The 25,394-nt window shown below is 68.9% G+C and carries 21 protein-coding genes; 10 read left to right on the top strand and 11 right to left on the bottom strand.

The window, feature by feature from the left end; genetic code table 11:
- The first annotated feature begins 49 nt into the window (after positions 1-49).
- Entirely contained in the window at positions 50-1,072 is a 1,023-nt protein-coding gene (locus tag BN1959_RS07320) for a succinylglutamate desuccinylase/aspartoacylase family protein (RefSeq protein ID WP_053948031.1), read from the top strand.
- Between the two features lie 14 nt (positions 1,073-1,086).
- Here BN1959_RS07320 and BN1959_RS07315 read toward each other — a convergent pair whose 3' ends face one another.
- The 7 genes from BN1959_RS07315 to BN1959_RS07285 all read right to left on the bottom strand — a co-directional run bounded on the left by BN1959_RS07315 (position 1,087) and on the right by BN1959_RS07285 (position 9,293).
- A complete protein-coding gene (locus BN1959_RS07315) occupies positions 1,087-1,917 on the bottom strand; it encodes an RIO1 family regulatory kinase/ATPase domain-containing protein (protein WP_053948030.1) in 831 nt (276 codons plus the stop codon).
- A 111-nt stretch (positions 1,918-2,028) separates the two neighbouring features.
- The gene (locus BN1959_RS07310) at positions 2,029-2,265 is read right to left on the bottom strand and encodes a hypothetical protein (RefSeq protein WP_053948029.1); all 237 of its coding nucleotides are present in this window, start codon (positions 2,263-2,265) and stop codon (positions 2,029-2,031) included.
- Positions 2,258-3,253, bottom strand: coding sequence for a cytochrome d ubiquinol oxidase subunit II (cydB, locus tag BN1959_RS07305; RefSeq protein ID WP_053948028.1), 996 nt, complete (start codon positions 3,251-3,253; stop codon positions 2,258-2,260). Before cydB ends, BN1959_RS07310 begins: the two co-directional genes overlap by 8 nt.
- A complete protein-coding gene (locus BN1959_RS07300; protein WP_053949344.1) occupies positions 3,246-4,679 on the bottom strand; it encodes a cytochrome ubiquinol oxidase subunit I in 1,434 nt (477 codons plus the stop codon). Before BN1959_RS07300 ends, cydB begins: the two co-directional genes overlap by 8 nt.
- A gap of 185 nt (positions 4,680-4,864) precedes the next feature.
- Entirely contained in the window at positions 4,865-7,138 is a 2,274-nt protein-coding gene (locus BN1959_RS07295; RefSeq protein WP_053948027.1) for an AAA domain-containing protein, read from the bottom strand.
- Between the two features lie 89 nt (positions 7,139-7,227).
- On the bottom strand, positions 7,228-8,265 hold the full coding sequence (locus BN1959_RS07290; RefSeq protein ID WP_053948026.1) for a zinc-dependent alcohol dehydrogenase family protein: 1,038 nt from the start codon (positions 8,263-8,265) through the stop codon (positions 7,228-7,230).
- Positions 8,266-8,315: 50 nt separating this feature from the next.
- Entirely contained in the window at positions 8,316-9,293 is a 978-nt protein-coding gene (locus BN1959_RS07285) for a deoxyhypusine synthase (protein WP_053948025.1), read from the bottom strand.
- Positions 9,294-9,433: 140 nt separating this feature from the next.
- Here BN1959_RS07285 and BN1959_RS07280 point away from each other — a divergent pair, with 140 nt between their 5' ends.
- The 9 genes from BN1959_RS07280 to BN1959_RS07240 all read left to right on the top strand — a co-directional run bounded on the left by BN1959_RS07280 (position 9,434) and on the right by BN1959_RS07240 (position 18,640).
- Positions 9,434-9,934: a GNAT family N-acetyltransferase gene (locus BN1959_RS07280; protein WP_161803743.1), complete on the top strand. Its 501-nt coding sequence runs from the start codon at positions 9,434-9,436 to the stop codon at positions 9,932-9,934.
- Positions 9,935-9,994: 60 nt separating this feature from the next.
- A complete protein-coding gene (locus BN1959_RS07275; protein ID WP_053948024.1) occupies positions 9,995-10,966 on the top strand; it encodes an ABC transporter ATP-binding protein in 972 nt (323 codons plus the stop codon).
- Entirely contained in the window at positions 10,959-11,747 is a 789-nt protein-coding gene (locus BN1959_RS07270; RefSeq protein ID WP_053948023.1) for an ABC transporter permease subunit, read from the top strand. The genes BN1959_RS07275 and BN1959_RS07270 overlap by 8 nt, the downstream gene beginning before the upstream one ends.
- Positions 11,744-12,559 carry an ABC transporter permease gene (locus BN1959_RS07265; protein WP_053948022.1) on the top strand — a complete coding sequence of 272 codons (816 nt, stop codon included), beginning with the start codon at positions 11,744-11,746 and terminating at the stop codon, positions 12,557-12,559. The genes BN1959_RS07270 and BN1959_RS07265 overlap by 4 nt, the downstream gene beginning before the upstream one ends.
- Before the next feature lie 344 nt (positions 12,560-12,903).
- On the top strand, positions 12,904-14,586 hold the full coding sequence (locus tag BN1959_RS07260; protein ID WP_053948021.1) for an ABC transporter substrate-binding protein: 1,683 nt from the start codon (positions 12,904-12,906) through the stop codon (positions 14,584-14,586).
- 23 nt (positions 14,587-14,609) lie between these two features.
- Positions 14,610-15,596 (top strand): ABC transporter permease, encoded by a 987-nt coding sequence (locus tag BN1959_RS07255; RefSeq protein WP_053948020.1) that lies wholly within the window; start codon positions 14,610-14,612, stop codon positions 15,594-15,596.
- Between the two features lie 34 nt (positions 15,597-15,630).
- The gene (locus BN1959_RS07250; RefSeq protein ID WP_053948019.1) at positions 15,631-16,539 is read left to right on the top strand and encodes an ABC transporter permease; all 909 of its coding nucleotides are present in this window, start codon (positions 15,631-15,633) and stop codon (positions 16,537-16,539) included.
- Positions 16,539-17,591: an ABC transporter ATP-binding protein gene (locus BN1959_RS07245; RefSeq protein ID WP_053948018.1), complete on the top strand. Its 1,053-nt coding sequence runs from the start codon at positions 16,539-16,541 to the stop codon at positions 17,589-17,591. The genes BN1959_RS07250 and BN1959_RS07245 overlap by 1 nt, the downstream gene beginning before the upstream one ends.
- On the top strand, positions 17,588-18,640 hold the full coding sequence (locus BN1959_RS07240; RefSeq protein WP_053948017.1) for an ABC transporter ATP-binding protein: 1,053 nt from the start codon (positions 17,588-17,590) through the stop codon (positions 18,638-18,640). The genes BN1959_RS07245 and BN1959_RS07240 overlap by 4 nt, the downstream gene beginning before the upstream one ends.
- 273 nt (positions 18,641-18,913) lie before the next feature.
- Here BN1959_RS07240 and BN1959_RS07235 read toward each other — a convergent pair whose 3' ends face one another.
- The 4 genes from BN1959_RS07235 to BN1959_RS07220 are packed head-to-tail and all read right to left on the bottom strand — an operon-like array spanning position 18,914 to position 25,258.
- Positions 18,914-20,854, bottom strand: coding sequence for a CocE/NonD family hydrolase (locus BN1959_RS07235; protein WP_053948016.1), 1,941 nt, complete (start codon positions 20,852-20,854; stop codon positions 18,914-18,916).
- Positions 20,851-21,636, bottom strand: coding sequence for a creatininase family protein (locus BN1959_RS07230; protein WP_053948015.1), 786 nt, complete (start codon positions 21,634-21,636; stop codon positions 20,851-20,853). Before BN1959_RS07230 ends, BN1959_RS07235 begins: the two co-directional genes overlap by 4 nt.
- Complete coding sequence (locus BN1959_RS07225; RefSeq protein ID WP_053948014.1) at positions 21,633-23,267, bottom strand: hydantoinase B/oxoprolinase family protein; 1,635 nt, start codon at positions 23,265-23,267, stop codon at positions 21,633-21,635. The genes BN1959_RS07230 and BN1959_RS07225 overlap by 4 nt, the downstream gene beginning before the upstream one ends.
- Positions 23,264-25,258, bottom strand: coding sequence for a hydantoinase/oxoprolinase family protein (locus BN1959_RS07220; RefSeq protein ID WP_053948013.1), 1,995 nt, complete (start codon positions 25,256-25,258; stop codon positions 23,264-23,266). Before BN1959_RS07220 ends, BN1959_RS07225 begins: the two co-directional genes overlap by 4 nt.
- Positions 25,259-25,394 lie beyond the last annotated feature (136 nt).

The following is a 25,394-nucleotide window of genomic DNA, read 5'->3' as shown; positions in this document are numbered from 1 at the left end:
CGCCGTCCGGACGGCCCTGTTTTACCTGCTGCCCTCTAAGGACGTGTCGATGACTGACGGGGCGTTCACGTACAACGGCGGCCGGGTCGAGCCCGGAGAGCATGCGGACATCCGGTACAGCATCAGCGAGACGTACCTCGGCGACCCAGTTCGCATCCCCGTCTCGATCGTCAACGGGGAGCACGAGGGGCCGACGGTGTTCCTCTCGGCGGCCTCCCACGGCGACGAGCTGAACGGTATCGAGGTCGTGCGCGAGGTGGCCTACGAGTGGGACCACACGAACCTCCACGGCACGCTCGTCTGTATGCCCGTGTTGAACGTCCCCGGCTTCGCCACACAGCAGCGGTATCTCCCCGTCTACGACCGCGACCTCAACCGTTCGTTCCCCGGGAAGGCTGGCTCCACGAGCGCGAAGCGGATGGCCGACGAGATATTCCGGAACTTTGTCGCCCCCTGCGACGTCGGGCTCGACTTTCACACGTCGACCCGGGGTCGGACGAACATGCTCCACGTCCGCGCGGACATGGGCAACGAGGGCACTCCACGGCTCGCACGTGCGTTCGGCTCGAACGTCGTCATCGACAGCGAAGGGGCGTCGGGGACGCTCCGTCGCGAGGCGACGGCTGCCGGGGTTCCCACGATCACCGTCGAGATGGGGGAGGCCCACCGGTTCCAGCGACGGTTCATCGACCGCGCGCTGGACGGCGTCGCGAGCGTGTTCGCGGAGTACGCCGTCTACCCGACCGAGGCCGTCCACCGGCCGGGCTGGCGCACGATCGTCACGGCGGAGGAGAAGACGTGGCTCCGGTCCGACGTCGGGGGGCTCGTCGAGATGCACTACGACAGCGGCGATCTCGTCGAGGCGGGTGACACCGTCTGCAGCATCTCGAGCCCGTTCAAGACGGACGTCGTCGACGTCGATGCGCCGTTTACGGGGCTGCTCGTCGGGAAGCTGGAGAACCCGCTCGTCTACCCGGGGAACCCGCTGATCCACCTCGTGGAGCTCGACGATCCGACCCGGCGTGCCTACGAGCGCGAGCAGTCGGGGACGATGCCCGAACGGCCGAGTTGAGCCGCCGACAGCGACTACCCGCCGCGCTCGGCCTCGCCCGCCCGCGTCTCGATTTCACCTTTCAGCGCCGCGGCCGCGAACGTGTGGTCCGGACGAACCGAGACGAAGTCGAGGAACTCCCGCGCCGCCAGCAGTTCGTCCTCGTCGTAGTGATCGAGCGCCGCGCCGACGGCCGCCTTCGCGCCGATCAGCGGCTCCAACGCCGCGAGCGCACACGCGAGGTCGTAGGATCGGGCCGCCGCCATCGTCGCCCCGCCCCCCTCGTCCTCGCGGACGTTGGTGGCGTCGATGACGTAGATCTCACCCTCGACCACGAGCACGTTCTCCGCGCGCAGGTCGCCGTGAGCGAGCCCGTGGTCGTGCATCCGCCGGAGCGCCGCGAACACGTCGGGGGCGAGTTCGCGTTCCCGCGCCTCGTCGAGCCCGTCGAGCGTGTCGAACTCGGGGAGATACTCCATCACCAGCACCCCCATCCCTTCGACCTCCAGCGCCTCGATCGGTTCGGGGGCGTTCACGCCCACCTCGCGCAGGCGCTCGGTCGCCGCCAGTTCGTGTTCGGCCATCTGGTAGGGGGTGCCGTAGTGGCCGAAAAACCCCTCCGTGCCCGAGGAGAACGCGCCGAGGTTCCGGGTCGCGGTGAACAGCGCGTGGACCAAGGAGTTCTGCTCGGTCACCAGCTTCACGAAGTACTCGTCGTCGAGCACCAGCGGCGTGGAGAGCCAGTTGTCGGCGTCGAGGAAGCGGACGTGGACCGACTCGCGGTCGTACCGCTCCGCGAGCTCGCGGACGACCGCCTCGATCCGGCCCCAATCCGGACTCCCCCGGACGACCTTCCGCAGCTCCATCACCTCCGCGTTGGACGGGGGGACGGATAAACGACGGTGGCCGACCAGTCAGTCAAAATTTCTAGACAGTTCGAGAATCTCGAACCGGCCAAGAACTCCACCAGTTCCGAACTACCCGTCTGCGCCCAGCCGGGCGTCGATCGAGCGCTGTGCCAGTACGTTCACGTTGTACAGCAAGATCCCCACCGACAGCAGCGTCGTCGCGAAGTACACCACCAGCGCGGGCGGGCCGCCGACGGTCGTCCCGAGAATGCCGCCCGCCAGGCCGACAACGGTGAGCTCGGCCCACGTCACGACGATCCGGGAGCCGAGGTTCGGGGACGCCGACGCGTCGTCGGCCTCAGCCATACGACGCCTCCGCGTCGATCGGGCCGCTGAACACGGAGTAGAGCACCCCGAAGTACGACAGGACGATCGGGAGCAGGAACGCCATCATGATCGTCATCAGGTTCAGCGGGAGCGTCGAGACGATCCCCTCCGCGACCGAAACCCCGGCCGCGCGGTCGATCGCGGGGAACATCGCGGTCGCGATCACGCCCACCAGCGCGGCGACCAGCCCCGCGACCGTCGCGAACGCGGCGTGGTACTGCCCCTGCCGCGTGGCGACGACGTAGCCCGCGGCCAGCGCGACCGACAGCAGCACCAGCCCGATTACGGGTACCGAGAGCAGCGCCGACTGCAGGCCCGGCGTCGTGACGTAGATCGCCGCGAGCGTGAGCGCGACGAGGCCGACGTAGGCGGCGACCGCGCGGATCCCGTACCGGCTGGCGTCGTCCCGGAGCGAGCCGCGGGTCTTGAGCCCGAGGAAGGCGGCGCCGTCGGCGACGGTCAGCGCGACGACCGCGAGCCCGCCGAGTAGGCCCGGAATCGAGACGATCCCGCCGACGCCGGTGAGCCAGTTGATCGCGAACATCCCGAGCAGGAACGGCGTCAGCGCGCTACCGGCGACGAAGGAGTAGCCCCAGTAGCGCCGCCACTGCTCGTCCTCGCGCTCCTCGTACATCTCCGGGGCGAGCCCCCTGAGTCCGAGTGCGGCGAGGATCGCGAACATCAGCAGGTAGTAGCGGCTGAACAGGTTGGCGTACACCGACGGGAAGGCGGCGAACAGCGCGCCGCCGAACACCACGAGCCACACCTCGTTGCCGTCCCAGAACGGGCCGATCGCGGCCAGCAGCGTCTCCTTCTCGTGGTCGTCCTCGCGAGTCGCGAACAGGATCCCGATCCCGAAGTCGAACCCGTCGAGGAAGAGGAACATCCCCAGCACGAAGAACACGAGCCCGAACCAGATCGCGGGCAGCGGCAGGCCAAAGAGCGGCTCGCCGGCGAGGTCAATCATCGACGCTCACCTCCGCCTCCGGCGGGGCGTCAGTGCCCGCATCGGGATCGACGCTGCCCTCGTCGATCTCGGGCGGGCCGTGCTTGATGATCCGCCGGATCACGTAGGTGTACAGCACTAACAGCAGCGCGTAGCCGCCGACGAAGCCGGCGAGCGTGAACGTCGCCTCCGCGCCGGTGAGGTTCGGCGAGACGCCAGACTCGGTCAGCAGCACGTCCTGTATCAGCCACGGCTGCCGGCCGACCTCGGTGACGATCCAGCCCGTCTCGACGGCGACGATCCCCAGCAGCGACGAGCCCATGAACGCCTTGTGGAGCAGGTCGTCGTCGACCAGATCACCGCGGTACCAGCGGAACGCTGCCCAGAACGCGAGCAGAATGAACCAGAACCCCAGCCCGACCATGACGCGGAACGCCCAGAACACGATCGCGACCGGCGGCGCCGCCGTCTCGAAAGAGTTCAGCCCGCTGATCTCCGCCTGCGGGTTCCCGCCGCTGGCGAGCCACGACGCGCCGCCGGGGATGCCGATCCCGAACAGCTCCTTCGCCCGCGGGTCGAGGATGTGCGAGGGGTCGGTCGGGAACGCGATGATGTACTCCGGGACGTACGTGTCGGTCTCCCAGAGCGCCTCCATCGCGGCGAACTTCTGTGGCTGGGTCTCGTACACGTGCCGGGCGTACAGGTCGCCGTGGAGCACCTGCAGCGGCGCCGTGATCGCGAGCGCGACGATCGCGATCTTGAGCGTCTTCACCCAGAACGCGGGGTTCTCGATCTCCTGGCCCCGGACGTGGTGTTTGTACACGAAGTAGGCGGCGACGCCGGCCATAAAGAGCGCGACCGACTCCACCGCCGAGTTCTGCATGTGGACGAACATGTACTGGAACCGGGGGTTGAGGTACGCCGCCATCGGATCCGTGAGGTGGACGACCTCCTGCCCGCCCTCGTTCACCAGTTCGTACCCCCGCGGGGTCTGCATCCAGGAGTTCGCGATCAGGATCCACACCGCCGAGAGCCACGTTCCCAGCCCGACTGCGACGCTTGCGAGGAAGTAGAACGCGTCGGAGACGCGATCGCGACCGTAGAGGAAGATGCCGAGGAACGTCGCCTCGAGCATGAACGCCATCATCCCTTCCGTCGCCAGCGGGCCGCCGAACAGTTCGCCCGCGAACGTCGAGAACGCCGCGAAGTTGGTGCCGAACTCGAACTCCAGCACGAGCCCGGTGACGGTGCCGACGACGAAGCTGACCGCGAATATCTTGACCCAGAACCGCCGCAGCCGCTCGTAAATCGCCTCGCCCGTCCGGATCTCCTTCCAGGTGAAGTAGATCAGAAACGGCGCGAGCCCCATGCTCATCACGGGGAAGATGATGTGGACGATCGTCGTGACCGCGAACTGCAGCCGGCTCGCGGCGACGGGATCAACCATCGTCGCGTACCTCGATCCGGAGTCGCCCCCCACCGCCGTTACCGGCCGCGGGAAGTACGGGACCCCCTCTATCCTGGACAGTTCTGACTGACGACATTGCCCTATCCGACGGTCCGGACTTGAGGCAGTTAACTCTGGCCCGTCAGATCACGCCGCCGGCGTGAGGAACCACCTGGGGGACCCGATTAGTGGCCGTCGGGAGCGGGGGGTTCGGGCCGTATCGGGAGCCGTGCCCGAAGCTCGGCGTACACGTCCGCGCAGGACGCTTCGGGATCGCGGTGGTCGGCGACCGTTCCGAGCGTCTCGAAGTCGCCGACGACCACGAGCCGGCGTTTCGCCCGAGTCAGCGAGACGTTGAGCCGGCGCTCGCCCTCGTCACCGAACGTGAGGAAGCCGGAGCCCCCGCGGTCGTTCGACCGGACGAGCGAGAGCACGACCGCCTCGCGTTCGCTGCCCTGGAACGAGTCGACGGTGTCGACCTCGATACCTCTGGTCCGGACGTCCCGGCCCGCGAGCGCGTTCTCGATACAGCCGATCTGCCCCGAGTACGGCGTGATGACGCCGATGTCCGACTGGACGAGGCCGTGCTCACGGAGGCGTTCGACCTCGTCGGCGACGATCTCGGCCTCCGCCGGGTTCCGGTAGGAGCTCCCGGCGGTCCGCTCCTCCCCGCCGGCGACGTCGTATCCGACGAGGGGGTCCAGCCCGTCAATCGTCCAGTCGCGGTTCCGATCGGCGGTCTCCAGCCGACCGCCGTAGAACGCGGCGTCGGGGAACTCGACGATGGCCTCGTGCATGCGGTACTGCCGGCGCAGCATCGTCCGGACGCCGTCGTCGTACGTCTGGAGGAGGTGCTCGAACAGCGAGACCTCTGCCTCGCGCTGTTCGAGCTCGTCCGAGGCGAACGGCGGGAGCTGTTTGTGGTCGCCCGCGAGCACCAGCCGCTCCGAACACGCGTAGGGGATGGTGCTCGCCGGGATCGACGCCTGGGTCGCTTCGTCGAGTACGGCGATATCGAACTCGTCGACGTCGAACTGGCTAGCCATGCTCGTCGTCGCGCCGACGACGTCCGCCTCGCCGACGGCGCCGCCGGTGTACCGCTCCGCGACGAGGTCGCTCTCGGGATGGCCCACCCGGCGGATCTCGATCTCCCCGTGGTCGTCGTCGACGGCCATCGCGTGCAGCGTCCCCGGATCCGGCTCGGCGGCCGAACTGGCGCCGACGAGGAGGTTGTCGACCGCCTGGTTCGAGTGGGCACAAGCGAGCACGCGCTGGCCGTCGGCGACGGCCTGCTGGACGACCGCCATCAGCGTCCGGGTCTTCCCCGTCCCCGGCGGCCCGTGGATGCAGTAGACGTCCCGGGCCCGGAGCGCGCGTGAGGCAGCCAGCGTCTGGAACTCGTTCAGTTCGAGGTCGGTGTCCAGACCGACGGTGAAATCGGGGGTGAACCCCAGCGAGCGCTGGCCGGTGAGCACGTCCCACTTCTCGGGGTTCGACCGGACCGCCTCGATCCCGGCACGCTCGCGGTCGTAGGGGACGCCGTTCAGCAGCGCCAGCACCGAGAACACCGCGCGGTCGTCGGCGAGGAAGCGCCGGAGCTCGGACTCGTCGGGGGCCCGGTCGTCGAAGAAGGAGAGCCCGACGGCGCCGTCCTCGACGGTCGCGACGCGGGCCTCGATCGGGAACGGCGTCTCCTCGCGGTCGATCCAGACCGTCGACGCGTCGGGGTTGGGGAGTACGAGCACCTCCGAGTCGGGGTAGATGCCGTGCTCGCCGGGGATGTCGATCCGCCGCTGGTCGTCGTCCTCGGGGATGGCGAACACGTGGACGGTGCCGTCGGACTGCGTGACCCGCCGCCCGGTGTAGATCGTCTCCTCGATGCCGCCCTCGGTCCGGCAGACGTGGCGGTAGCCACGGTCGGCCAGCAGCTCCCGCGTGTCCTCGCGATCCCGCTCCCGGAGCGTCTCGACTGAGTCGACGAGCTCGTCGGCGAACGCCGCGCGCTCGTCGCCGTCCATCGTGTCGATGGGCTCGGCACGCACCGCCGATTCGGTCTCATCCCCCGACTCAGCCGTGTACGACGGCGGCGTCGCCGGCTCGTATGCGTCGGTCCAGAAGCGGAGCCGCCAGCCGACCGTCGTCCCGCCGATGGCGCCGGCGTCCAGCCGCGCCCCCGCGTCCTTCCCGGTGTCGTGGTACACGTACGACGGTGCGAGCCCGCCGGGGCGGTATTCGACGTATTCGCCGGTGAGTTCCGCGGAGTCGGCCTCGTGCAGCGGGAGCAGCACCCGCCCGTCGTTGGTCACCAGCGAGTCGTACGCTTCGAGGCGTTCGCGGGCGGCCGTGACGGGGGGTTCGTCGACGCCGGCAGGTAGCGAGTCGATACGGTCGGCCGCGAGCAGGGAGGGATCGTCGACGGCGAGGAACGCGGCGACGGCCGCGTCGAGGAGCTCCGACATTCGTGTTTGACTGGGCCGTCATCGGTGAAAAACTATCCGCCGCCGGTGACGGCTCCCAACGAGCGCGCCAGTGATCAGAAAACGGTGACTTACGGCTTCACCAGCACCTTCACCGCGTCGCGCTCGTCCATCGCGCGGTACCCCTCGTCGATCTCACCCAACTCGACCTCCTTGGTGAACACCGGCGAGGGGTCGAGTGTCCCCTGCAGCACGTCGGCCATCAGCTCCTCGGCGTACGCCCGGACCGGGGCGACGCCGCCCTCGAGACTGACGTTCTTCCCGAACGCGGTACCGAGGAACTCGGCGTTCTCGACGCCGCTGGGGACGCCGACGTAGCCGACGGTGCCGCCGGGGCGAGCGACCTCGAAGGCGGTCTCCATCGAGGACTGCGCGCCGACGCACTCCAGCACGTGGTTCGCGCCGCCGTGGGTGAGCTCCGTGGCGCGCTCGACGGCCTCCTCGCCGCGGGCGCTGATCGTGTCGGTCGCGCCCAACTCCTCGGCAATCTCGAGGCGGTCCTCGTGGTGGCCCATCGCGATCACGCGCTCGGCGCCCAGTCGCGTGGCGGCCGCGACGCCACAGAGCCCGACTGCGCCGTCGCCGATCACGGTCGCCGTGTCGCCGGCCTCGACGCCCGCGCTGACGGCGGCGTGGTGGCCCGTACACATCACGTCGGTCAGCGGGAGCAGCGACCGCAGCGTCGCCTCGTCGTCGGCGTGACGGTCGGGCACGCGAATGAGGGTGCCGTCGGCGTGCTCGGTGTGGACGTACTCGGCCTGGGCGCCGCTGTCGGGGCCGGTCCAGCCGCCACCCTCGACACAGGAGGTGTGGAGTCCCTTCCGGCAGAACTCACACTCCCCGCAGCTCGTCGAGAACGGGCCGAACACGCGATCGCCCGGCTCGACGCTGGTCACGTCGTCGCCGACCGCCTCGACGATTCCCATCGGCTCGTGGCCGATTCCCGTTCCCGCCTCGCGGTCCTGATAGCCGCGGTAGGGCCAGAGGTCCGAGCCACAGACTGCGGTGTGGGTCACCCGGACGACGGCGTCCGTCGGGCTCTCGATCTCGGGTTCGGGGCGGTCCTCCACGCGGATGTCACGTTCGCCGTAGAACACTGCGGCGTCCATGCTCGCGGATGGTGTCGGAACGCGCAAAAAGCCGTCCGTAGCGGTTGGCCTCAGGCGTCTGAGAAGGCGCCCGCCACCAACAGCGGGAACACCAGCGTCGCCTCGGCCTGCACCTGCGTGTAGTTGGTCTCCTCCTCCTTGATCTTCCCCCACGAGACCGCCTCGTTCGGCGGCGCGCCGGACAGCGAGCCGTCGCCCTCCATCCCGGTGGAGATGTAGACGGCGTAGTCGGCGCCGCCGCGGAACAGGTTCGTCATGATCGCGTGGTGTTTGGGGACGCCGCCGCCGACGACCAGCAGGCCGGTGGTGTCCGCGAGCATCCCGTTCTCGATCAGGTCGTCGTAGTCGGCCATGATCTCGATGCCGATGTCGGTGTCGTGCTGCTTGCGGTAGTAGTAGAGGAAGTTCCCGACTTCGGCGTCGTTGAGCGCCGGGCAGTAGACGGGGACGTCGTTGTCGGCGGCCTGCTTGAGCACGGAGTCCGGGTCGTCGAGCGTCTCCCCGAGTTCGCGGGAGAACGCCGTCGGCGTGCGGACCTTCTCCTCGGCGAAGAAGTCGTCGAAGAAGTCGTAGAGGTACTCCTCGAGCCAGACGTAGCGATCCGAGGGGACGTAGATGTTGCCGAGGCGGTTGATCCCCTCCTCGCGGAGCTCGGCCTCGTCGGCGTCCCACTCGCCCATCTTGAACGGCTTCTCGGTCTTGATCACGTCCTCGGTCAGCGAGCCCGAGGTGGTGATGATCACGTCGACGAACCCCTCGCGGACGAGGTAGGCGACGACCTCCCGCAGCCCGGAGGAGATGATGTTCGACGTCAGCGTCAGGTAGATCTTCGCGTCCTCCTCGCGCATCTGTTTCGCGATGTCGACGGCTTCGGCGAGGTGAGTCGCCTGGAACCCGGTCGTCGCGTAGGCCTCCAGCATCTCGCCGAGGTCGAACTCGCCGCGGAAGTCGTAGCCCCGAACCGTCTCGCCGCCGGGCTCGGTCTCGCTGCCCGGAACGACGTGTTCGTGGCTCTCGTCTTCGTCCATACTGGCGGTAGCTGGCCGGGACTCTTGAACTGCGTGGGTTCGCCCGGCCAGTGCGGCCGTGAGCGTCGATCCGGGACAGCACCGATCCGTCGGTCTGCCGCGAAGCGAAGGTGCAAAGGCGCCGCCTGCGTACGATCAGTGTGTCCCTCTCGATTCGCCGTTTCCGCCCCGCCGACCGCGACGCCGTCGACGAGACCGTCGAAGCCGCCCTCCGTTCCGCCGACGCCTACTTCGAGGATGTGCCCGAACTCGAGGACGACGACATCCTGGCCGAGTACGTCGACCCCGGCGGGGAGTTCCTCGTCGGCGAGGACGACGGAGCGATCCTCGCCACGGGCGCGTTCCGGCCGCCGAAAGGCGTCGTCTCGGAGTTCGTCGATCCCGAGGGAGCCGCGGAGCTCAAGCGCATGCACGTCCACCCCGACCACCACCGTGAGGGGATCGGGCAGACGATGTACGACGAGCTCGAAGCCCGCGCTCGCGAGCACGAGTACGAGCGGTTCGTCCTCTCGACGACCGGGCGTCAGGAGCCCGCTCACGCGTTTTACGAGGCCAACGGCTTCGAGCGCGTGGGGTCGACGACCGCCGACGTGGCGGGGGCAGCGCTCGATATCCTCGTGTTCGAGAAGTCGTTCGACTGAGCCGCCGTCCGGCCTCCATCCGGCGGTATCTTGATTGTGCATCCCCCCGCGTCTACGGGTATGCCCGCGATCCGGACCGACGGTCTGACCAAGTACTACGGCGACGTGCGGGGGATCGAGGACCTCACCCTCTCCGTCGAGGAGGGAGAAGTGTTCGGCTTCCTCGGCCCGAACGGCGCCGGGAAGACCACCGCTATCCGGACGCTGCTGGGGTTCCAGTCGCCCACCCGGGGCTCGGCGGCGGTGCTCGGCGCCGACGTGGCGGACGCCGCGGCGCTGCGCGAGGCCCGGGCCCGCGTGGGCTACCTGCCGAGCGAGCCCGGTTTCGACGAGCGCGTCACGGGCCGGCGGCTGCTCGAGTACCACGGCGCGCTCAGGGGCGACACACGCAGCGACGAACTGCTCGAACTGTTCCACCCGCCGCTCGACCGCCCCGTCGGCGACTACTCCCGCGGGAACCGACAGATGCTCGCGATCGTGCTCGCGTTCATGCACGACCCGGACCTGCTGATCATGGACGAGCCCACCTCGGGACTGGACCCACTGAAACAGGAGACGTTCCTGGAGTTCGTCCGGACCGAGCGCGAGCGTGGGACGACGTTCTTCTTCTCCTCCCACATCCTGAGCGAGGTCCGGAAGGTCTGTGACCGCGTGGGGATCATCCGGGACGGCCGCCTCGTCGAGGTGTCGACCGTCGACTCGCTGCTGGACCGCAGCGGCAAGCAGGTCCGGGTCACGCTGGGCGACAGCCCCGACGAGGGGGCGTTCGACCTCCCGGGCGCCCACGACGTGACCGTCGGCGGTCGGACCCAGTTGGGGGACGACGGGGACGCCGACCGAGCGGACGGCCTCACCGCCGTCTCGTTCACGTACACCGGCGGGTACGAGCCGCTGCTCCGGGCGCTGCTCGACCACGACCTCCGTGACCTCGCCATCGAGGAGGCGCCGCTGGAGGACGTGTTCATGCGGTTCTACGACACCGACGCCGAGGAGACCGTCGAACGGGTCGAGGCGGAGGCCGAGGATGCTTGAGACGGCACGTTACGAGGTGGAGAAGCGACTGCTCGGGTCGCTCGCGCTTGCGGGCGGGCTGGCGGCGTTCGCGGCGATGATGGCGCTGCTCGCGCCGGGGCTGCTCGGCGAAGTCGACATGGCCGCGCTGGCCGAACAGCTCCCCCCGACGTTCGTGGAGACGTTCGACCTCCAGCAGATGGGAACGATGGAAGGGTTCCTCGCGATCGAGCTCTACCAGTTCCTCTGGCTGATCGGCCTCGGCGCGTACGTCGCCTACGCCGCCGGCGGGGCGATTGCCGGCGACGTCGAGACGGGGCGGATCGACACGCTGCTCGCGGCGCCGATCTCCCGGGAACGCCTGCTGGTTGAGAACTTCCTCGCTCTCCTCTCGCCGATCCTGCTCGCGAACGCCGCGGTGTTCGCGGCGGTGTTCACCGCCACGCGGTTCGTGGGCGAGCCGATCGCGATCGCGGACCTCGTCGCCGTCCACGCGCTCTCGGTCCCCTACTTCCTCTGCTGTGGCGCGTTCGGGACGCTCGCGTCGGTGACGGCGCCGGAACGGGTCGTCGCCGAGGGCGTCGCCGCGGCCGGGATCGTCGGGACGTTCCTGCTGGAGACGATCGCGACGAGCAGCGACCTCGGCTGGCTGGGCGCCGTCGCGCCGATGCGGTACTACGATCCGACGGCGGTCCTGACCGCGAGCGAGTACGACCGCGGGGGCGCCGGGATCCTGCTCGTCGCGACGGCGGTCCTGCTCGCCGCGAGCGCGGCGTGGTTCCGGGAGGTGGACCTCTCGTGACTGGAGTGCCGGGCTGGTGGTCGACCGTGGAGACTGTCGCCCGGTTCGAGGCCCGGGAGCGACTGCGGACAAGCGCCGTCGTCGCGGCGCTGCTCGCTGCCTACGGCGCACTGTTCGTCTGGGTCGGGCCGGAGCTTGTCGGCGGCGAGGAACTGCAGGCCCTGCTCGACGCGATGCCGCCCGTGCTGGTCGAGCTGCTGGGGTTCGAGAGCCTCGCGTCGCTGTCGGGGCTGCTCGCCGGCGAGTACTACACGTTCGGCTGGCTGGTCGGCCTCGCGGGCTACGTGGCCTACACCGCCGCCGGCTCGGTTGCGGGCGACATGGAGACCGACCGGATGGACACGCTGCTCGCGGCGCCCGTCTCGCGGGGGAGCGTCCTGCTGGGGAACTTTCTCGCGCTGCTCGTGCCGATCGTCGTCGCCAACGCCGTGGTCCCACTGGTGCTGGCCGTCTCGGCGTCGGCGGTTGGCGAGTCGCTCCCGCTCGGAGAATTATTCGCGTTCCACGCGCTCTCGATCCCGTACCTGCTGTGTTGGGGAGCAGTAGGGCTGCTGCTGGGCGTCGTGATCGGCCGGAGCCGGACTGCGGGCCGGATCGCGATCGCGCTCGTGTTCGCCTCGTGGCTGTTCGAGTCGGTGCTGGAGGTGACCGATTACGGTCGGGTCGGTGCGGTGACGCCGACGTGGTACCTCGACCCGTCGGCGGTGCTCGTGGGCGGGGAGTACGACCTGCTCGGGGCGGCGGTGTTGGTCGCCGCGGCCGCGCTGTTCGTCGGGGCGAGCGCTCGGCTGTTCGCGCGCCGGGACCTCTAGCGCTCGGCGACCCGTCGCCGTACTTCTCGCCGAACTCGACGACGAGCCGCTTCACCTCCCCACGGACGTTCAGCAGGCGCTGCATCTCCCGGCACCCGGTATCGCGCGGGTGGTACCCGCGCTGCCCGTTGGGTTTCCCGGGGCAATCGCGTGAATCCAGCTGTCGGGGTTCGCGGACAAATATGAACGATTCATACAAGCGATAGCGGAGTACTCAGAGGTATTCAGCGCTCACAACTACCTTTAACGGACGTGGTATGCATTCTCGTACTGAGTGATACTGTGTACCACCCAGTTCACGCAGTCCTACAGTTCGACAACTGCGACCACCACAAAGTAACACAATGAACGACGACATCACCGACGAGATCAGTCTCGATCGCCGCCGCTTCCTGCAGGCGACGAGTGCGAGCACCGCCGCAGCGATGCTGGCTGGCTGTGCCGGCAGTCCGGGGGGCGACGGCACCGAAACGACGGACGGAACACCGACCAGCGGGAGCGGCTCCGCCGACGACGAGCTCTCAGTCATCTGGCCCGGCGGCGTAAACAACATCAACCCGCTGGGGTGGCTCACCATCCCGGACTACGACGCCGCTCGGATGATGTACGAGCCGTTGACGAGCGTCGACGCCGAGGGGCAGGCAATCGGCCACATCGCGGAAGACTGGGAGACCTCGGACAACGGCGCCACCTACACTTGGACGATCCAGGACGGGATCACCTGGCACGACGGCGAGCCCCTGACCGCGGAGGACGTCGCGTTCACGTTCCGGTCGATCAAGGAGTACGAGTGGCCGTACCTCGGCTCGCTGTCGAGCGTCATCGCGGAGCCGAGCGAGATCACCGTCGAGGACGAGCACACCGTGACGACGCCGCTGACTCAGCCGTACGCGGCGCTCCCGCTGGTGCTCGCCGACCTCGGGCTCGTCATCCCGAAGCACATCTGGTCGGAGTACGACAACCCCACGGAGGTCTCGAACACCGAGGACCCGATCGGCAGCGGCCCGTTCGTGTTCGAGGAGCGCGAACAGGACCAGTTCATCAACTTCTCCGTCGACGAGGAGTACTGGGGTGAGATCCCGGACTACGAGAGCGTGAGCATCGAGATCATCTCCTCGACAGACTCGCAGGTACTGACGATGAAGGAGGGCAGTGGCGACATGCTGCGCCTCCAGCCCGGGCAGTACGTCAACGAGATCGAGAGCGCGAACAACCTCGAAGTGGTCGAGGGCGGCTCGACGTACGTCACGTACATCGGCATCAACACCAACCGGTCCCCGCTCTCGGACGGGGCGCTCCGCGAGGCGATGGCGTACGCGGTGGACCGCGAGACCGTCGCGGAGCTGGTCAACGCCGGCTATGCCACGCCGGGCTACTCGCCGGTCCCGCCGGGACTGGAGTTCTACCACAACTCGGACACGAACAGCTACGCCCACGATCAGGAGCAGGCCCGGACGATCCTCTCCGAGAACGGGTACGAACAGCAGGGCGACGGGCGGGTGACGCCCGAGGGCGACCCACTCGAACTCGTCATCTCGATCCAGAACACGGGGAACTGGCCGCGCATCGCGGAGGTGCTCCGTCGCCAGCTCGGCGAGGTCGGCATCAGCGTCGAGGTCAACTCGATGGAGTCCAACGCCCACACTCAGAAGGTCTCCGTCGAGCAGGACTACGACCTGACGCTCAACACCTGGCGCGTCTGGTTCGACCCGGACCCGTTCCTCTCCCCGGTGTTCGAGGAGGAGGGGACGCTCAACACCAGCCAGTACCACAACGAGGAGTTCGACGAGCTCATGCGCCAGCAGCGGCGCGCGACCGATCCCGAGCAGCGTCAGGAGTACCTCTACGACGCACAGGACATCCTCACCGACGAGCTCCCGTGGGTCGTCCTCTACTACCCGCAGCTGCTCCACGGCATGCGCTCCAGCGCCTGGGAGAACTTCAACCCGATCCCCCGCTACGGGATGCAGAGCCCCTACGGGCTCGAACCCGGCAGCGGCCCGATGGTCCAGCTCGACCCCAAGTAGCGTCGCCCTCCACTCTCTAACGAATGGCAAACACGTCTTCGAAGAAAGCGTACATCGCCACGCGGGTCCGGAACTATCTCGCCGCCTTCGCCGCGATCCTCGCGGTGAACTTCGCGATCCCCCGGGTGATGCCCGGCGACCCGACCACGCGGTTCGTCGGCCCCGGCTTCACCGAGGCAGCCCGTCAGCAGCTGCTCCAAGAGTTCGGGCTGAACAGGCCCATCTGGGAACAGTTCCTGCTCTACCTAGCGAACACCCTCACTGGCGATTTCGGCGTCTCGTTCGCCCGATATCCGACCCCGGTCATGGACCTCATCGTCGAGCGGCTGCCGCGGACGCTGTACCTGATGGGCGCGAGCGTCACCATCAGCGTCGTCATCGGCATCCCCCTCGGCGCGTTCGCGGCCTGGAACTTCGGGGAGCGCGAGGACCTGTTCATCACGCAGTCCTCGCTGTTCTTCCGCTCGATCCCGACGTTCTGGCTGGCGATCCTACTCGTGTTCGTCTTCGGCTACGTCATCCCGATCTTCCCGATCTCGGGGGCGACGGGCAGCGCGACACACCCATCGTTTTTCGCGTACTTCGTCGACCTGACGTACCACACGGTGCTGCCGGTGGTGACGATGTCGGCGTACTTCCTCGCCGGCTACACGTTCCTGATGCGGGGGAGCCTGCTCGACATCCTGCCGGAGAACTACATCAAGATCGCCGAGAGCAAGGGGCTCTCCGAACGGCAGGTGCTGTTCGGCCACGCCGTTCCGCCGGCGTTTCCGCCCGTGCTGACCCAGCTGGGGTTCCAGATCGGGCGGCTCGCCGGCGGCGCGGTGCTGGTCGAAACCGTGTTCAGCTATCCCGGGATGGGACAGCTGATGTTCGAGGCGGTGTTGGCGCGGGACTACCCGGTCATCCAGGCGACGTTCTTCTTCCTCGCCGTCATGGTGCTCGGGTCGATGTTCCTCGCGGAGATCCTCTACACGATCATCGATCCACGGATCGGAGGCGGCGAATGATTGGGCAACAGACGACAACGACGGAGGTGGACGGATGAGCACGACCGAGGAGACGGCCGGCGGGGGATCGAGCAGGCGGTTCGATCGCTTCCGGCGGTTCCTGCGGGCGTTCCTGACCAACCGCAAGGGGCTGTTGGGAACGCTGCTGCTGGGGACGATCGTCTTCATCAGCGTCGCGGCCCCACTGATCGCGCCGTACGATCCGGAGGCCTACGGCGTCGGCAAGGCGCTTGCACCCCCCTCGGCGGAACACCTGTTCGGCACCGACGATCTGGGCCGGGACGTGCTCTCCCGGTTCCTCTACGGCGGCCGGATCTCGCTGCTGGTCGGCGTCGTCAGCGGCGTCGTCGCGACGCTGGCGGCGACGCTGATCGGCGTCCCGGCGGGCTACTACCGCGGCCGCATCGGGCGGTGGATCACGACGGCGATCGACATGAGCCTCGTGTTCCCCCCGTTCGTACTGGTCGTCGTGTTCGCGGCCTACGCGGGCAGCAGCGTCTGGAACATCATCCTGATCCTCTCGCTGCTCTCGTGGCCGATCCCCGCCCGGACGATCAAGGCGAAGACGCTGAGCGTCCGCGAGAACGACTTCGTCGAGTCGACCGAGGCGCTGGGCGCCTCCGACGTCCGGATCATGCGACAGGAGGTGCTCCCGAACATCCTGCCGGTCGTGTTCGCGAACGGCATCCTCCAGATGGTGTACACCATCCTGATGGAGGCCGCGGTCGGCTTCCTCGGGCTGGGCGACACCGCCCGCATCTCCTGGGGGACGATGCTGTACTTCGCCCAGAAGCAGGCCGCACTGAGCAGCGGCGCCTGGTGGTGGATGATCCTCCCCGGGTTCGGCATTGTGCTCGCGGCGTTCAGCTTCATCCTCGTCGGCAGCGCGCTCGACGAGGTGCTCAACCCCCGACTCCAGCGGCGGACGTGGGGTGACGACTGATGGACCGACAGGAAGGCGACCGATCACGCACACAGGACATGAGCACGCAGACACAGGAACGACCGACCGACGCCGCGGAGACGCTGCTGTCGGTCCGGAACCTCTCGACGTACTACAGCGAGGACGAGGCCGACGTGCCCGTTCGGGCCGTCGACGGCGTCGACTTCGATATCGCCCGCGGGGAGACGTACGGGCTGGTCGGCGAATCCGGCTGCGGGAAGTCGACGCTCGGGCTCAGCCTCATCCGGGCGCTCCCGCCACAGGGTGACATCGTCGAAGGCGAGATCCGGTTCGAGGGACGCGAGATCGGCCAGCTCCCCAAGTCCGAGGTCAAGGACGTGCAGTGGGCCGACATCTCGATGATCTATCAGGGCGCACAGAACGCGTTCAACCCCGTCAAAACCGTCGGGGCACAGATCAAGGAGCCCCTCCGGGTCCACGACGTCGTCCCGGAGGACGAGCGGGAGGGGCGCGTCCGCGAGCTGCTGGAGAAGGTGAACCTCCAGCCCGACGTGGCCGAGCAGTACCCCCACGAGCTCTCCGGCGGGATGAAACAGCGCGCCGCGATCGCGATGGCGATCGCCTGCGAGCCCGACCTGCTGATCGCCGACGAGCCGACGACCGCCCTCGACGTGATCGTGCAGGCGGAGGTGCTCAACATGCTCCAGCGGCTGCAAGCCGACCTGAACTTCGGGATGCTCGTCATCTCGCACAACCTCGCGGCCATCATGAAGCTCTCGGACCGCATCGGCGTGATGTACGGCGGGAAGATCGTCGAGAGCGCGCCTGCGGAGGCGCTGTACGACGCGCCGAAACACCCCTACACCGCGCTGCTCCTCCGGAGCCTCATCGATCCGCGACGGCCGCCCGAGCAGGTCGAGACGATCGAGGGGACGCCCCCGGATCTCCGTGACCCGCCGACCGGCTGCCGGTTCGCCGAGCGGTGTGCATTGGCGACTCAGGACTGCCGGGACGGTGAGCCACCCCTCGAATCGGTGGGCGAGGCCCACGAGACCGCCTGCTTCCACCACGAGGAGGTGTCGGAGCTATGAGCTCGGAGTCGACCGCCACCCGGGCGGAGCGGGGCGAGGAGCCGATCCTCGAGGTCCGGAACCTCGAGAAACACTTCGTGAAGAGCACGGGGTGGCTCGAGTCGCTGTTCGCCGACGAGAAGCGGGTCCGGGCCGTCGACGGCGTGAGCCTCTCCATCGAGGAGGGGGAGATCTTCTCCGTCGTCGGCGAGTCCGGCTGCGGGAAGACCACGCTCGGAAAGACACTGCTTCGGGTGATCGAGCCGACCGCCGGCGAGATCCGGTTCAAGGGGACCGACCTCGCGTCGCTGTCGGGCAGCGAGATGCAGGAGATGCGCCAGCACCTCCAGATCGTCTATCAGGACCCGTTCGAGGCGCTCAACCCCAAGCGGACCGTCCGTGGGCTGTTGCGCCAGCCGATGGAGATCCACGGGATCACCGACGACGAGGAGCAGGACGACCGCATCCACCGCGCGCTGGAGGACGTGAACCTCCTGCCCGCGGCGGACTTCCTCGACCGCTACCCGGAGGAGCTCAGCGGCGGCCAGCTCCAGCGCGTGCTGTTCGCGCGGGCGCTGGTGCTCGATCCGGAGTTCATCGTGGCCGACGAGCCCTCGAGCATGCTCGACGCGAGCGTCCGGGCCCGCGTGCTCGACCTGATCGACGAGCTCCGCGAGGAGCGCAACATCTCCTTTTTTATCATCACGCACGACATCGGCGCAGCACGCTACCTGAGCGACCGCATCGGCGTGATGTACCTCGGGCGACTCGTCGAGATGGGCGCCGCCGACGGGATCGTCGACGACCCGAAACACCCCTACTCGAAGGCGCTGATCGACAGCATCCCCTCCCCGGACCCGCGGGAGCCGCTCGGGAGTTCGGGGATCGGTTCGGAGGTGCCCGAGCCGGTCGACCTGCCGAGCGGCTGTCGGTTCCACCCGCGGTGTCCGATCGCGACCGAGCACTGCACGGAGGTCGACCCCGAGTGGCGCGAGGTACCCTCGGCGGACGACGCGGTGCGGATGACCGAGTGCCACGAGGTCGAGCCGAAACAGACGCCGTCAGAGTAACCGATACGGTGAAGTTCCTGCCGGCGCCTCCGTGCGCCGGCCACGAACACTCTGCCGTAATCGTGTGTAACCAACACGGCGAAGTTCCTGCCGGCGCCTCCGTGCGCCGGCCACGAACACTCTGCCGTAATCGTGTGTAACCAACACGGCGAAGTTCCTGCCGGCGCCTCCGTGCGCCGGCAACGAACACTCCGCCGTACTCGTGTTGTAACCACCCCTGAGAAGCGGCGCGTTCGAACGCCGAGCAGCCGCGGAAAACGTCCTCGCCGAAAATCAGCGATCGACCGCGGCCCGTTTCCGCTCACGGTAGAGCGCCTCGCCCTCGCGGTCGACGCCGTACTGCATCGACGCGAACGACCGCGTCACCGAGCTGTGGACCTCCGACTGGATCGACTCGGTCGGGAACGAGAGCGTCGTCGCCGTCCGGCGATCCATGGTCTCCGTTTCGAGCGTCCCGCGTTCGACGCTCGCCGTCGTCGCGGTCTCGTACTCGAACGTCGCCCCCGAGAGTGACTTCGAGTAGGACTGTTCCAGCGACACCGTCACCGTGTCGTCGGTGTGTGAGACGGCCGTCTCCCAGTCCGGCGCCGTCGGCTCCTCGTACACGTCCTGCGGTGGATCGAACGCGGCGCCGTCGTCGAACGTCGGGCTGCCGTCGTGGAACTGGCCGGGGAGATGACACGCCGAACCCGCCGTCCAGAGCGCGAACCCGGCGCTGCCGTCGGGCGGCGACACGTAGGGGAAGAAGGCGCCGCTGACGGCGACCCGGAGCGTGTGCCCGGGCTCGAACACGTGGGAGGTCGGCCGCAGCGACACGTCGATGCTGTGGGGCTCTCCCGCCGTCAGCGGCTCGGGGGTCGCCCCCTGCTCACCGAGTGGGTCGACCTCGCCATCGAGTTCGGCCCGGGTCACGCCGTGGGTGACCAGTCGGCCGGTTCCGTCCGGCGCCACGTCGACGACGCGGACCGCGACGAGCTGGGTCGGGCCGTCCGGGACGATCTCCAGACCCACCTCACCGCTACCCGTCAGCTCGAAGGCGTCCTCGAGCGGAGCGGTCTCGTAGGTGAGCGACCGATCGTCGTCGGGCGTCGTGTCCAGATCCGTCCCGCCCGGGATCTCGAAGCCGATCGAGGCGGTTCCAACGCTGTAGTCGACCTCCCAGCGGTCGGTGGTGCCCGCCGACGAGCCGTCCGTCGAGAGCCCGTCCCGACCGAGATCGAACCCCACAGCGTCGTCGTCGGCCGTCGGCCACGTCTCGCGGGCCCGCCATTCGCCAGCGAGGCGATCCTCGTCGGCGGGGCGTTCGGTCCAGTAGCGGATTTCGGGGCGGGACTCCCGGTCGCCCCCGTCGTGGAGGTGGTGGTCGAACCACGCTTCCATCTCGCCGAGGAAGTCGATTCGGGCTGTCTCGCCCTGTTCGGGCATCGCGTGACGCCACGGGCCAAGGATCACCTCCGTCGGCGCATCGATGCGGTCGGCGTAGTCGAGCGTCCCGCCGCCGAACGCGTCGCGGTAGCCGCCGACCGCGAGCGTGGGGACCGAGATATCTCCGATCGGGACGTCCTTCGCCGCCCAGTACTCGTCCTTCTCGAGGTGGTCGAGGTACTGGAAGAGGAACGGCTCCCGGTCCTCGAGCGCGTCGAGTCGGTCGTTCCACCGATCGGCCCACCCCTCGACCGTGCGGTTCGCTGGGGGCTGGAGCGGGAGGTACTCGAAGTTCGGCGCCCACTGGCCGCAGGTGCGCAGGAACGCCAGTGTGCCCCCGTCGAAGTAGGCGTCGTAGATCCGGGCGGGCGCGTGGATCGGGACGATCGCCGCCAGCCCGTCGGGGTTCTCCGCGGCGATCTCCAGCGCCGTCGTCCCGGGGTAGGACTTCCCAACGATACCCACTCGGCCGTTGGACCACGACCGGTCGGCGAGCCACTCGACGACGGCGGCGCCGTGACGGCCCTCGTCGGCGGTGAACGGCTGGTCGACCAGCCCGTCCGAAGCACCTGTCCCGACGGCGTCGGCGACGACCACCTCGTAGCCAGCGTCGACGAGGGAGCCGACCATCGGGTCCGAGCGTGTGTCCGAGAGGTCGTCCTTGTGGTACGGCGTGTAGACGAGCACGACCGGCTGCGGGCCGTCGACCGCCGGCTCGTGTCGCGTCGCGCGGACGGTGCCGTCCGCGAGCGGGATCGCAACGTCGTCGTGGACAGTCACGTCGCTCATGCCGTACCCCCCTCGACGGCCTCGATGTAGTCGGCGGCGTCGGCGACCAACTCCGCCCAGAGCGCGTCACCCTTCCCGGCGCTCGCGAGCGTCGGGTCGCCGACGTGGCCGAGGTCGCCATCTTCGGGGGAGTGGGCCGTGCTCGGGGTCAGCACCCGGTCGTCGTTGCCGACGAGGTTCAACGTCCCGTACGGGCCGGGGTCGGCGGTCTCCTTCTCGACGGCGTCCTCGTCGACGAGGTCGGGGTACCGTGCGAGCATGAACGAGGTCTCGAACTCGCCGCCGTGCATCCCGTCCTCGGGGTCGCCGTCCCGGAGGCGCTCGTGGACAGAGATGCCGAGCCGGAGCGGGTCGATCGCCGCGAACGAGGTGTCGGGATGTCGCGCCGCGCTCTGTTGCATCGCCGTCTCGATCGCGGTGAGGTTCGCGATCCGGTGGCCGTTGACGGTGACGACGTTCTTGAAGCCGTGGCCGGCGAGGCTGGCGTACACGTCCGTGAGCACCGACACCACCGTCTCCGTCGACAGCGAGATCGTCCCCGGGAAGCCGAGGTGGTGGTTCGCGTCGCCGTAGGGGATCAGCGGCGCCGTCAGCACGTCGGCCGCGACCGCGATCTCCTCGGCGAGATCCCGCGCCTGAAATGCGTCGACGGCCAGCGGGAGGTGTGGGCCGTGCTGCTCGGTCGAGCCGATCGGAACGATAATCGTCGGCGACTCGCGCTCGGTGAGGTACTGTTCGACTGCCGGCCAAGGGAGTTCTTCCAGTTTATGTGTGTCGGTCATCGCTCCTCCGTGTCGTCGGTCACTTTCCCGTCCAGTCGGTCGGCCTCGCGGTCGGCCCCGGCCCGATCGTCTGGGTCGCCGTACCCGCCGCCGCCGGGCGTCCGAACCGTGACGGTGGTTCCCGCCTCGATCTCCCGGGTGGTCTTTGCGGCCAGCGGCTCGCCGTCGACGAGGTTCTCGCCCAGCGCGCCGGGCTCGCCGCCCGCCGCACCCTGTGGGCGGTGGCGACGGCGCTCAGTCAACAGCGAGACGACGGCATCGGTCTCGACGGTGAGCGAGCGCGTGAGCCCCAGCCCGCCGCGGTACTCGCCGTCGCCGCCGCTGCCCTCCCGGAACGCGTACTCCTCGACGGTGAAGGGGTACTCCGCCTCCAGCGCCTCGATCGGCGTGTTCAGCGTGTTGGTCATTCCCACTTGAACGCCGTCCATCCCGTCCTTGTCGGGGCGGGCGCCGAACCCGCCCGCGATCGTCTCGTAGTAGGTGAACCCGTCGCGGTCCCGGTTGCCGATGATGAGGTTGTTCATCGTCCCCTGCGAGCCCGCCGGCACGCGCTCGGGCACCGCCTCGGCGAACGCGGCGAACACCACGTCGGTGAGCCGCTGGCTCGTCTCGACGTTGCCGCCGACGACGGCCGCCGGCGGGTTCGGGTTCACGACGGTCCCGTCGGGCGCGACCACGTCGATGTCGGCGTAGCTCCCGTGGTTCGGCGGGATCTCGGGGTCGGTGATGCTCCGAACGACGAAGTACACCGCGCTCTTTGCGACCGATAGCGGCGCGTTCATGTTGCCGGCACACTGCTCGGCGCTGCCCGCGAAGTCCACGTCGACGGTCGCGCCGTCGACGGTGATCGACACCTCGATCGGGATGTCCGCGTCGGTCACGCCGTCGCCTTCGAGCACATCGCTCGCGTCGTAGGTGCCGTCGGGGAACGCCGCCAGTTCGTCGCGCATCCGAGCGCGGGAGTAGTCGATGATGGCGTCGAACGCGTGTTCGACCCGGCCCCGGCCGTGCTCTTCGATGAGCTCCGCGAGGCGGTCCTCGGCGCGGTCGTGGGCCGCCAGCTGAGCGCGCAGGTCGGCCCGCCGCTCGGTCCGGTTGCGCACGTTCGCCAGTATCACCGCCATCAGGTCCTCGTTCAGTTCGCCGCCCGAGCGCAGCGCCACGCCGGGCAGGCGCATCCCCTCCTGGTAGATGTCGGTGGCGCCGGCGGGCATACTGCCCGGCGTCATCCCTCCGACGTCCGCGTGGTGGGCCCGGGTAACGGCGTAACCGACGATCTCGCCCGCCGGTGCGATCGTCGAGACGATCGTCACGTCGGGCAGGTGGGTTCCGCCCTCGAAGGGGTCGTTCAGGATGTACGCGTCGCCGGGCTCGGGATCCTTCGCCGTCACGGCGGCGACGGCGTCGGGCATCGCCCCGAGGTGGACTGGGATGTGTTCCGCCTGTGCGACCATCCGGCCGTCCGCGTCGAACAGCGCGGTCGAGCAGTCCTGTCGCTCCTTGATGTTGGGCGAGTAGGCGCTGCGGATCAGCACCTGGCCCATCTCCTCGGCGACGCTCTCCAGTTCGTTCCGGAACACTTCGAGCGTGACCGAGTCGATCGCCTCGGTCTGCGCCTCGGCGTCGCTCATCGCTGCACCTCCGTCAGCACGAGCGAGCCGTTCTCCCTGACGGTCGCCTCCCACGCCGGCGGCACGACGGTCGTGCTCTCGTCCTGTTCGAGCACGGCCGGCCCGCCGAACGTGGTGCCCGGCGTCGTCGGCCGGCGGTAGACGGGCGTGGTGTACTCCTCGCCGCCGAACACCGCGGTATGCTCGCCGAGCTTCTCGAAGCGGTCCTCGGGCAGCGCCGTCTCGGGGACGCTCCGGGGAACCGCGGCGGCGACCCGGAGGTTCACTACCTCGACGGGCTCTGCGGCCGCGTAGCCGTACACGCGTTCGTGGCTCGTCTCGAACGCGGTCCGGAGCGCGTCGGTGTCGACCGGGCGCCCGGCGTCGATTTCGAGTTCGAAGCTCTGCCCGCGGTAGCGGAGGTCCGCGGACCGCCGGACAGTCACGTCGTCGGCCTCGGCGTCGACGGGGAGCTCCCCGACGAGCCCTTCGTACACCGATGCGAGTTCCTCGCCGGTCGTCGCCGAGAGCGGGGTCTGGTAGGTGCGGACGGCGTCGTACGTCTCGTCGGCATCGAGCAGCCCGTACGCCGACAGCACGCCGCCGACGTGGGGGACGACGACGGTGCCGATGTCGAGTTCGCCCGCGAGCGCGGCGGCGTGCATCGGGCCCGCGCCGCCGAACGCGACGAGGCCGAACTCTCGGGGGTCGTGGCCGCGCTCGACGGTCACCGAGCGGATCGCCCGCGTCATGTTGGCGTTCGCGATGCGGAACACCCCCTCGGCGGCCTCACGCGCCGAGCCCAGCCCGGCCTCGTCGGCCAGCCGTTCGAGCGCGGCGGCGGCGGCGTCGACGTCCAGCCCGAGCTCGCCGCCGAGTTGGGTCTCCTCGCTGATGTAGCCGAGCACGAGGTTCGCGTCCGTCACCGTGGGCTCGGTCCCGCCACGCCCGTAGCAGGCTGGGCCGGGCTCCGAGCCCGCGGATCTGGGGCCGACGCGCAGCGCGCCGCCGGCGTCGACCCACGCGATGCTCCCGCCGCCGGCGCCGACAGTGGTCACGTCGACCATGGGCACCCGGATCGGGTAGCCGTCGATCTCGTTGTCGGTAGTGCGTTCGACGCCGCCGTCACGGACGAGGCTCACGTCGCTCGACGTGCCGCCCATGTCGAACGTGACGAACCCCTCGAACTCGTCCTCGCCAGTCGAGGCGGTGCTGCTGGCGCCGACCACGCCCGCCGCAGGGCCGGAGAGCACGGTCTGGACGGCGTGGCGTCGGATCTCGCTGGCCTCGGCGATCCCGCCGTTGGACTGCATGATGCGCGGCTGGGGCAGGCCGAGGTCGGCCGCACGCTCCTCCAGCCGGCCGATGTAGGAGTCGATCGCGGGCGTGACGTAGGCGTCGACGGCCGCCGTCGACGTGCGCTCGTACTCGCGGAACTCGTTGAGCACCTCGTGGGACGCCGACACCGAGACGTCCAGCTCCTCCCGGAGCCGCTCGGCGACACTCCGCTCGTTGCTCGGGTCGACGTAGGCGTGCAGAAAGGAGACGACGACGCTCTCGACGTCGCGGTCCCGGAGTCGCTCGACCAGTTCGTCGATCGCCCCGGCGTCGGGCGACGTCCGGACGCCGTCGGTCGTCGTCCGCTCCGGGATTTCGAACCGGTTCCGGCGCTGCACCAGCGGCGTGGGTTTCTCCGCGTCGAGATCGTACAGATCCGGCCGGGTCTGCCGGCCGATTTCGAGCACGTCCCGGAACCCCTCGGTCGTCACCAGTGCGGTCTCGGCGCCGTCCCCTTCGAGGAGGGCGTTGGTCGACACAGTCATCGCGTGGGAGAACTCGGTGATCGCCGCGGGGTCGATCCCGGCCTGCTCGCAGGCCTGCTCGATCCCCCGGACGACGCCCTCGCTCTGGTCCGCCGTCGACGGGACTTTCGTCGTCGTGAGCGTGCCGTCCGCGACGAGCACCACGTCGGTGAACGTTCCCCCGACGTCGACACCGACAGCCGCCGTCACGATCCCGCCTCCCGCCGGCTACCCGGTCGTCCGTCCACCTCTGCCGGCGACCGACGGCCGGCTCGTGTTCCGTTCGTCATTGATACTCTCTACCAATGATCCGCCCCGGAAAAGGGTGATTAAGAGATTCACGTAC

The sequence above is a fragment of the Halolamina sediminis genome (assembly GCF_001282785.1).
Lineage (GTDB): Archaea > Halobacteriota > Halobacteria > Halobacteriales > Haloferacaceae > Halolamina > Halolamina sediminis.
Note: the sequence above shows the minus strand (reverse complement) of the source record. Positions and strands in the feature narration are given on the sequence as shown.

Bases quoted from the DNA above. Each gene is read 5' to 3' on its own strand.
- BN1959_RS07320 (WP_053948031.1), top strand. From the start codon at position 50: ATGACTGACGGGGCGTTCACGTACAACGGCGGCCGGGTCGAGCCCGGA.
- BN1959_RS07315 (WP_053948030.1), bottom strand. From the start codon at position 1,917: ATGGAGCTGCGGAAGGTCGTCCGGGGGAGTCCGGATTGGGGCCGGATC.
- BN1959_RS07310 (WP_053948029.1), bottom strand. From the start codon at position 2,265: ATGGCTGAGGCCGACGACGCGTCGGCGTCCCCGAACCTCGGCTCCCGG.
- cydB (WP_053948028.1), bottom strand. From the start codon at position 3,253: ATGATTGACCTCGCCGGCGAGCCGCTCTTTGGCCTGCCGCTGCCCGCG.
- BN1959_RS07300 (WP_053949344.1), bottom strand. From the start codon at position 4,679: ATGGTTGATCCCGTCGCCGCGAGCCGGCTGCAGTTCGCGGTCACGACG.
- BN1959_RS07295 (WP_053948027.1), bottom strand. From the start codon at position 7,138: ATGTCGGAGCTCCTCGACGCGGCCGTCGCCGCGTTCCTCGCCGTCGAC.
- BN1959_RS07290 (WP_053948026.1), bottom strand. From the start codon at position 8,265: ATGGACGCCGCAGTGTTCTACGGCGAACGTGACATCCGCGTGGAGGAC.
- BN1959_RS07285 (WP_053948025.1), bottom strand. From the start codon at position 9,293: ATGGACGAAGACGAGAGCCACGAACACGTCGTTCCGGGCAGCGAGACC.
- BN1959_RS07275 (WP_053948024.1), top strand. From the start codon at position 9,995: ATGCCCGCGATCCGGACCGACGGTCTGACCAAGTACTACGGCGACGTG.
- BN1959_RS07270 (WP_053948023.1), top strand. From the start codon at position 10,959: ATGCTTGAGACGGCACGTTACGAGGTGGAGAAGCGACTGCTCGGGTCG.
- BN1959_RS07260 (WP_053948021.1), top strand. From the start codon at position 12,904: ATGAACGACGACATCACCGACGAGATCAGTCTCGATCGCCGCCGCTTC.
- BN1959_RS07255 (WP_053948020.1), top strand. From the start codon at position 14,610: ATGGCAAACACGTCTTCGAAGAAAGCGTACATCGCCACGCGGGTCCGG.
- BN1959_RS07250 (WP_053948019.1), top strand. From the start codon at position 15,631: ATGAGCACGACCGAGGAGACGGCCGGCGGGGGATCGAGCAGGCGGTTC.
- BN1959_RS07245 (WP_053948018.1), top strand. From the start codon at position 16,539: ATGGACCGACAGGAAGGCGACCGATCACGCACACAGGACATGAGCACG.
- BN1959_RS07240 (WP_053948017.1), top strand. From the start codon at position 17,588: ATGAGCTCGGAGTCGACCGCCACCCGGGCGGAGCGGGGCGAGGAGCCG.
- BN1959_RS07235 (WP_053948016.1), bottom strand. From the start codon at position 20,854: ATGAGCGACGTGACTGTCCACGACGACGTTGCGATCCCGCTCGCGGAC.
- BN1959_RS07230 (WP_053948015.1), bottom strand. From the start codon at position 21,636: ATGACCGACACACATAAACTGGAAGAACTCCCTTGGCCGGCAGTCGAA.
- BN1959_RS07225 (WP_053948014.1), bottom strand. From the start codon at position 23,267: ATGAGCGACGCCGAGGCGCAGACCGAGGCGATCGACTCGGTCACGCTC.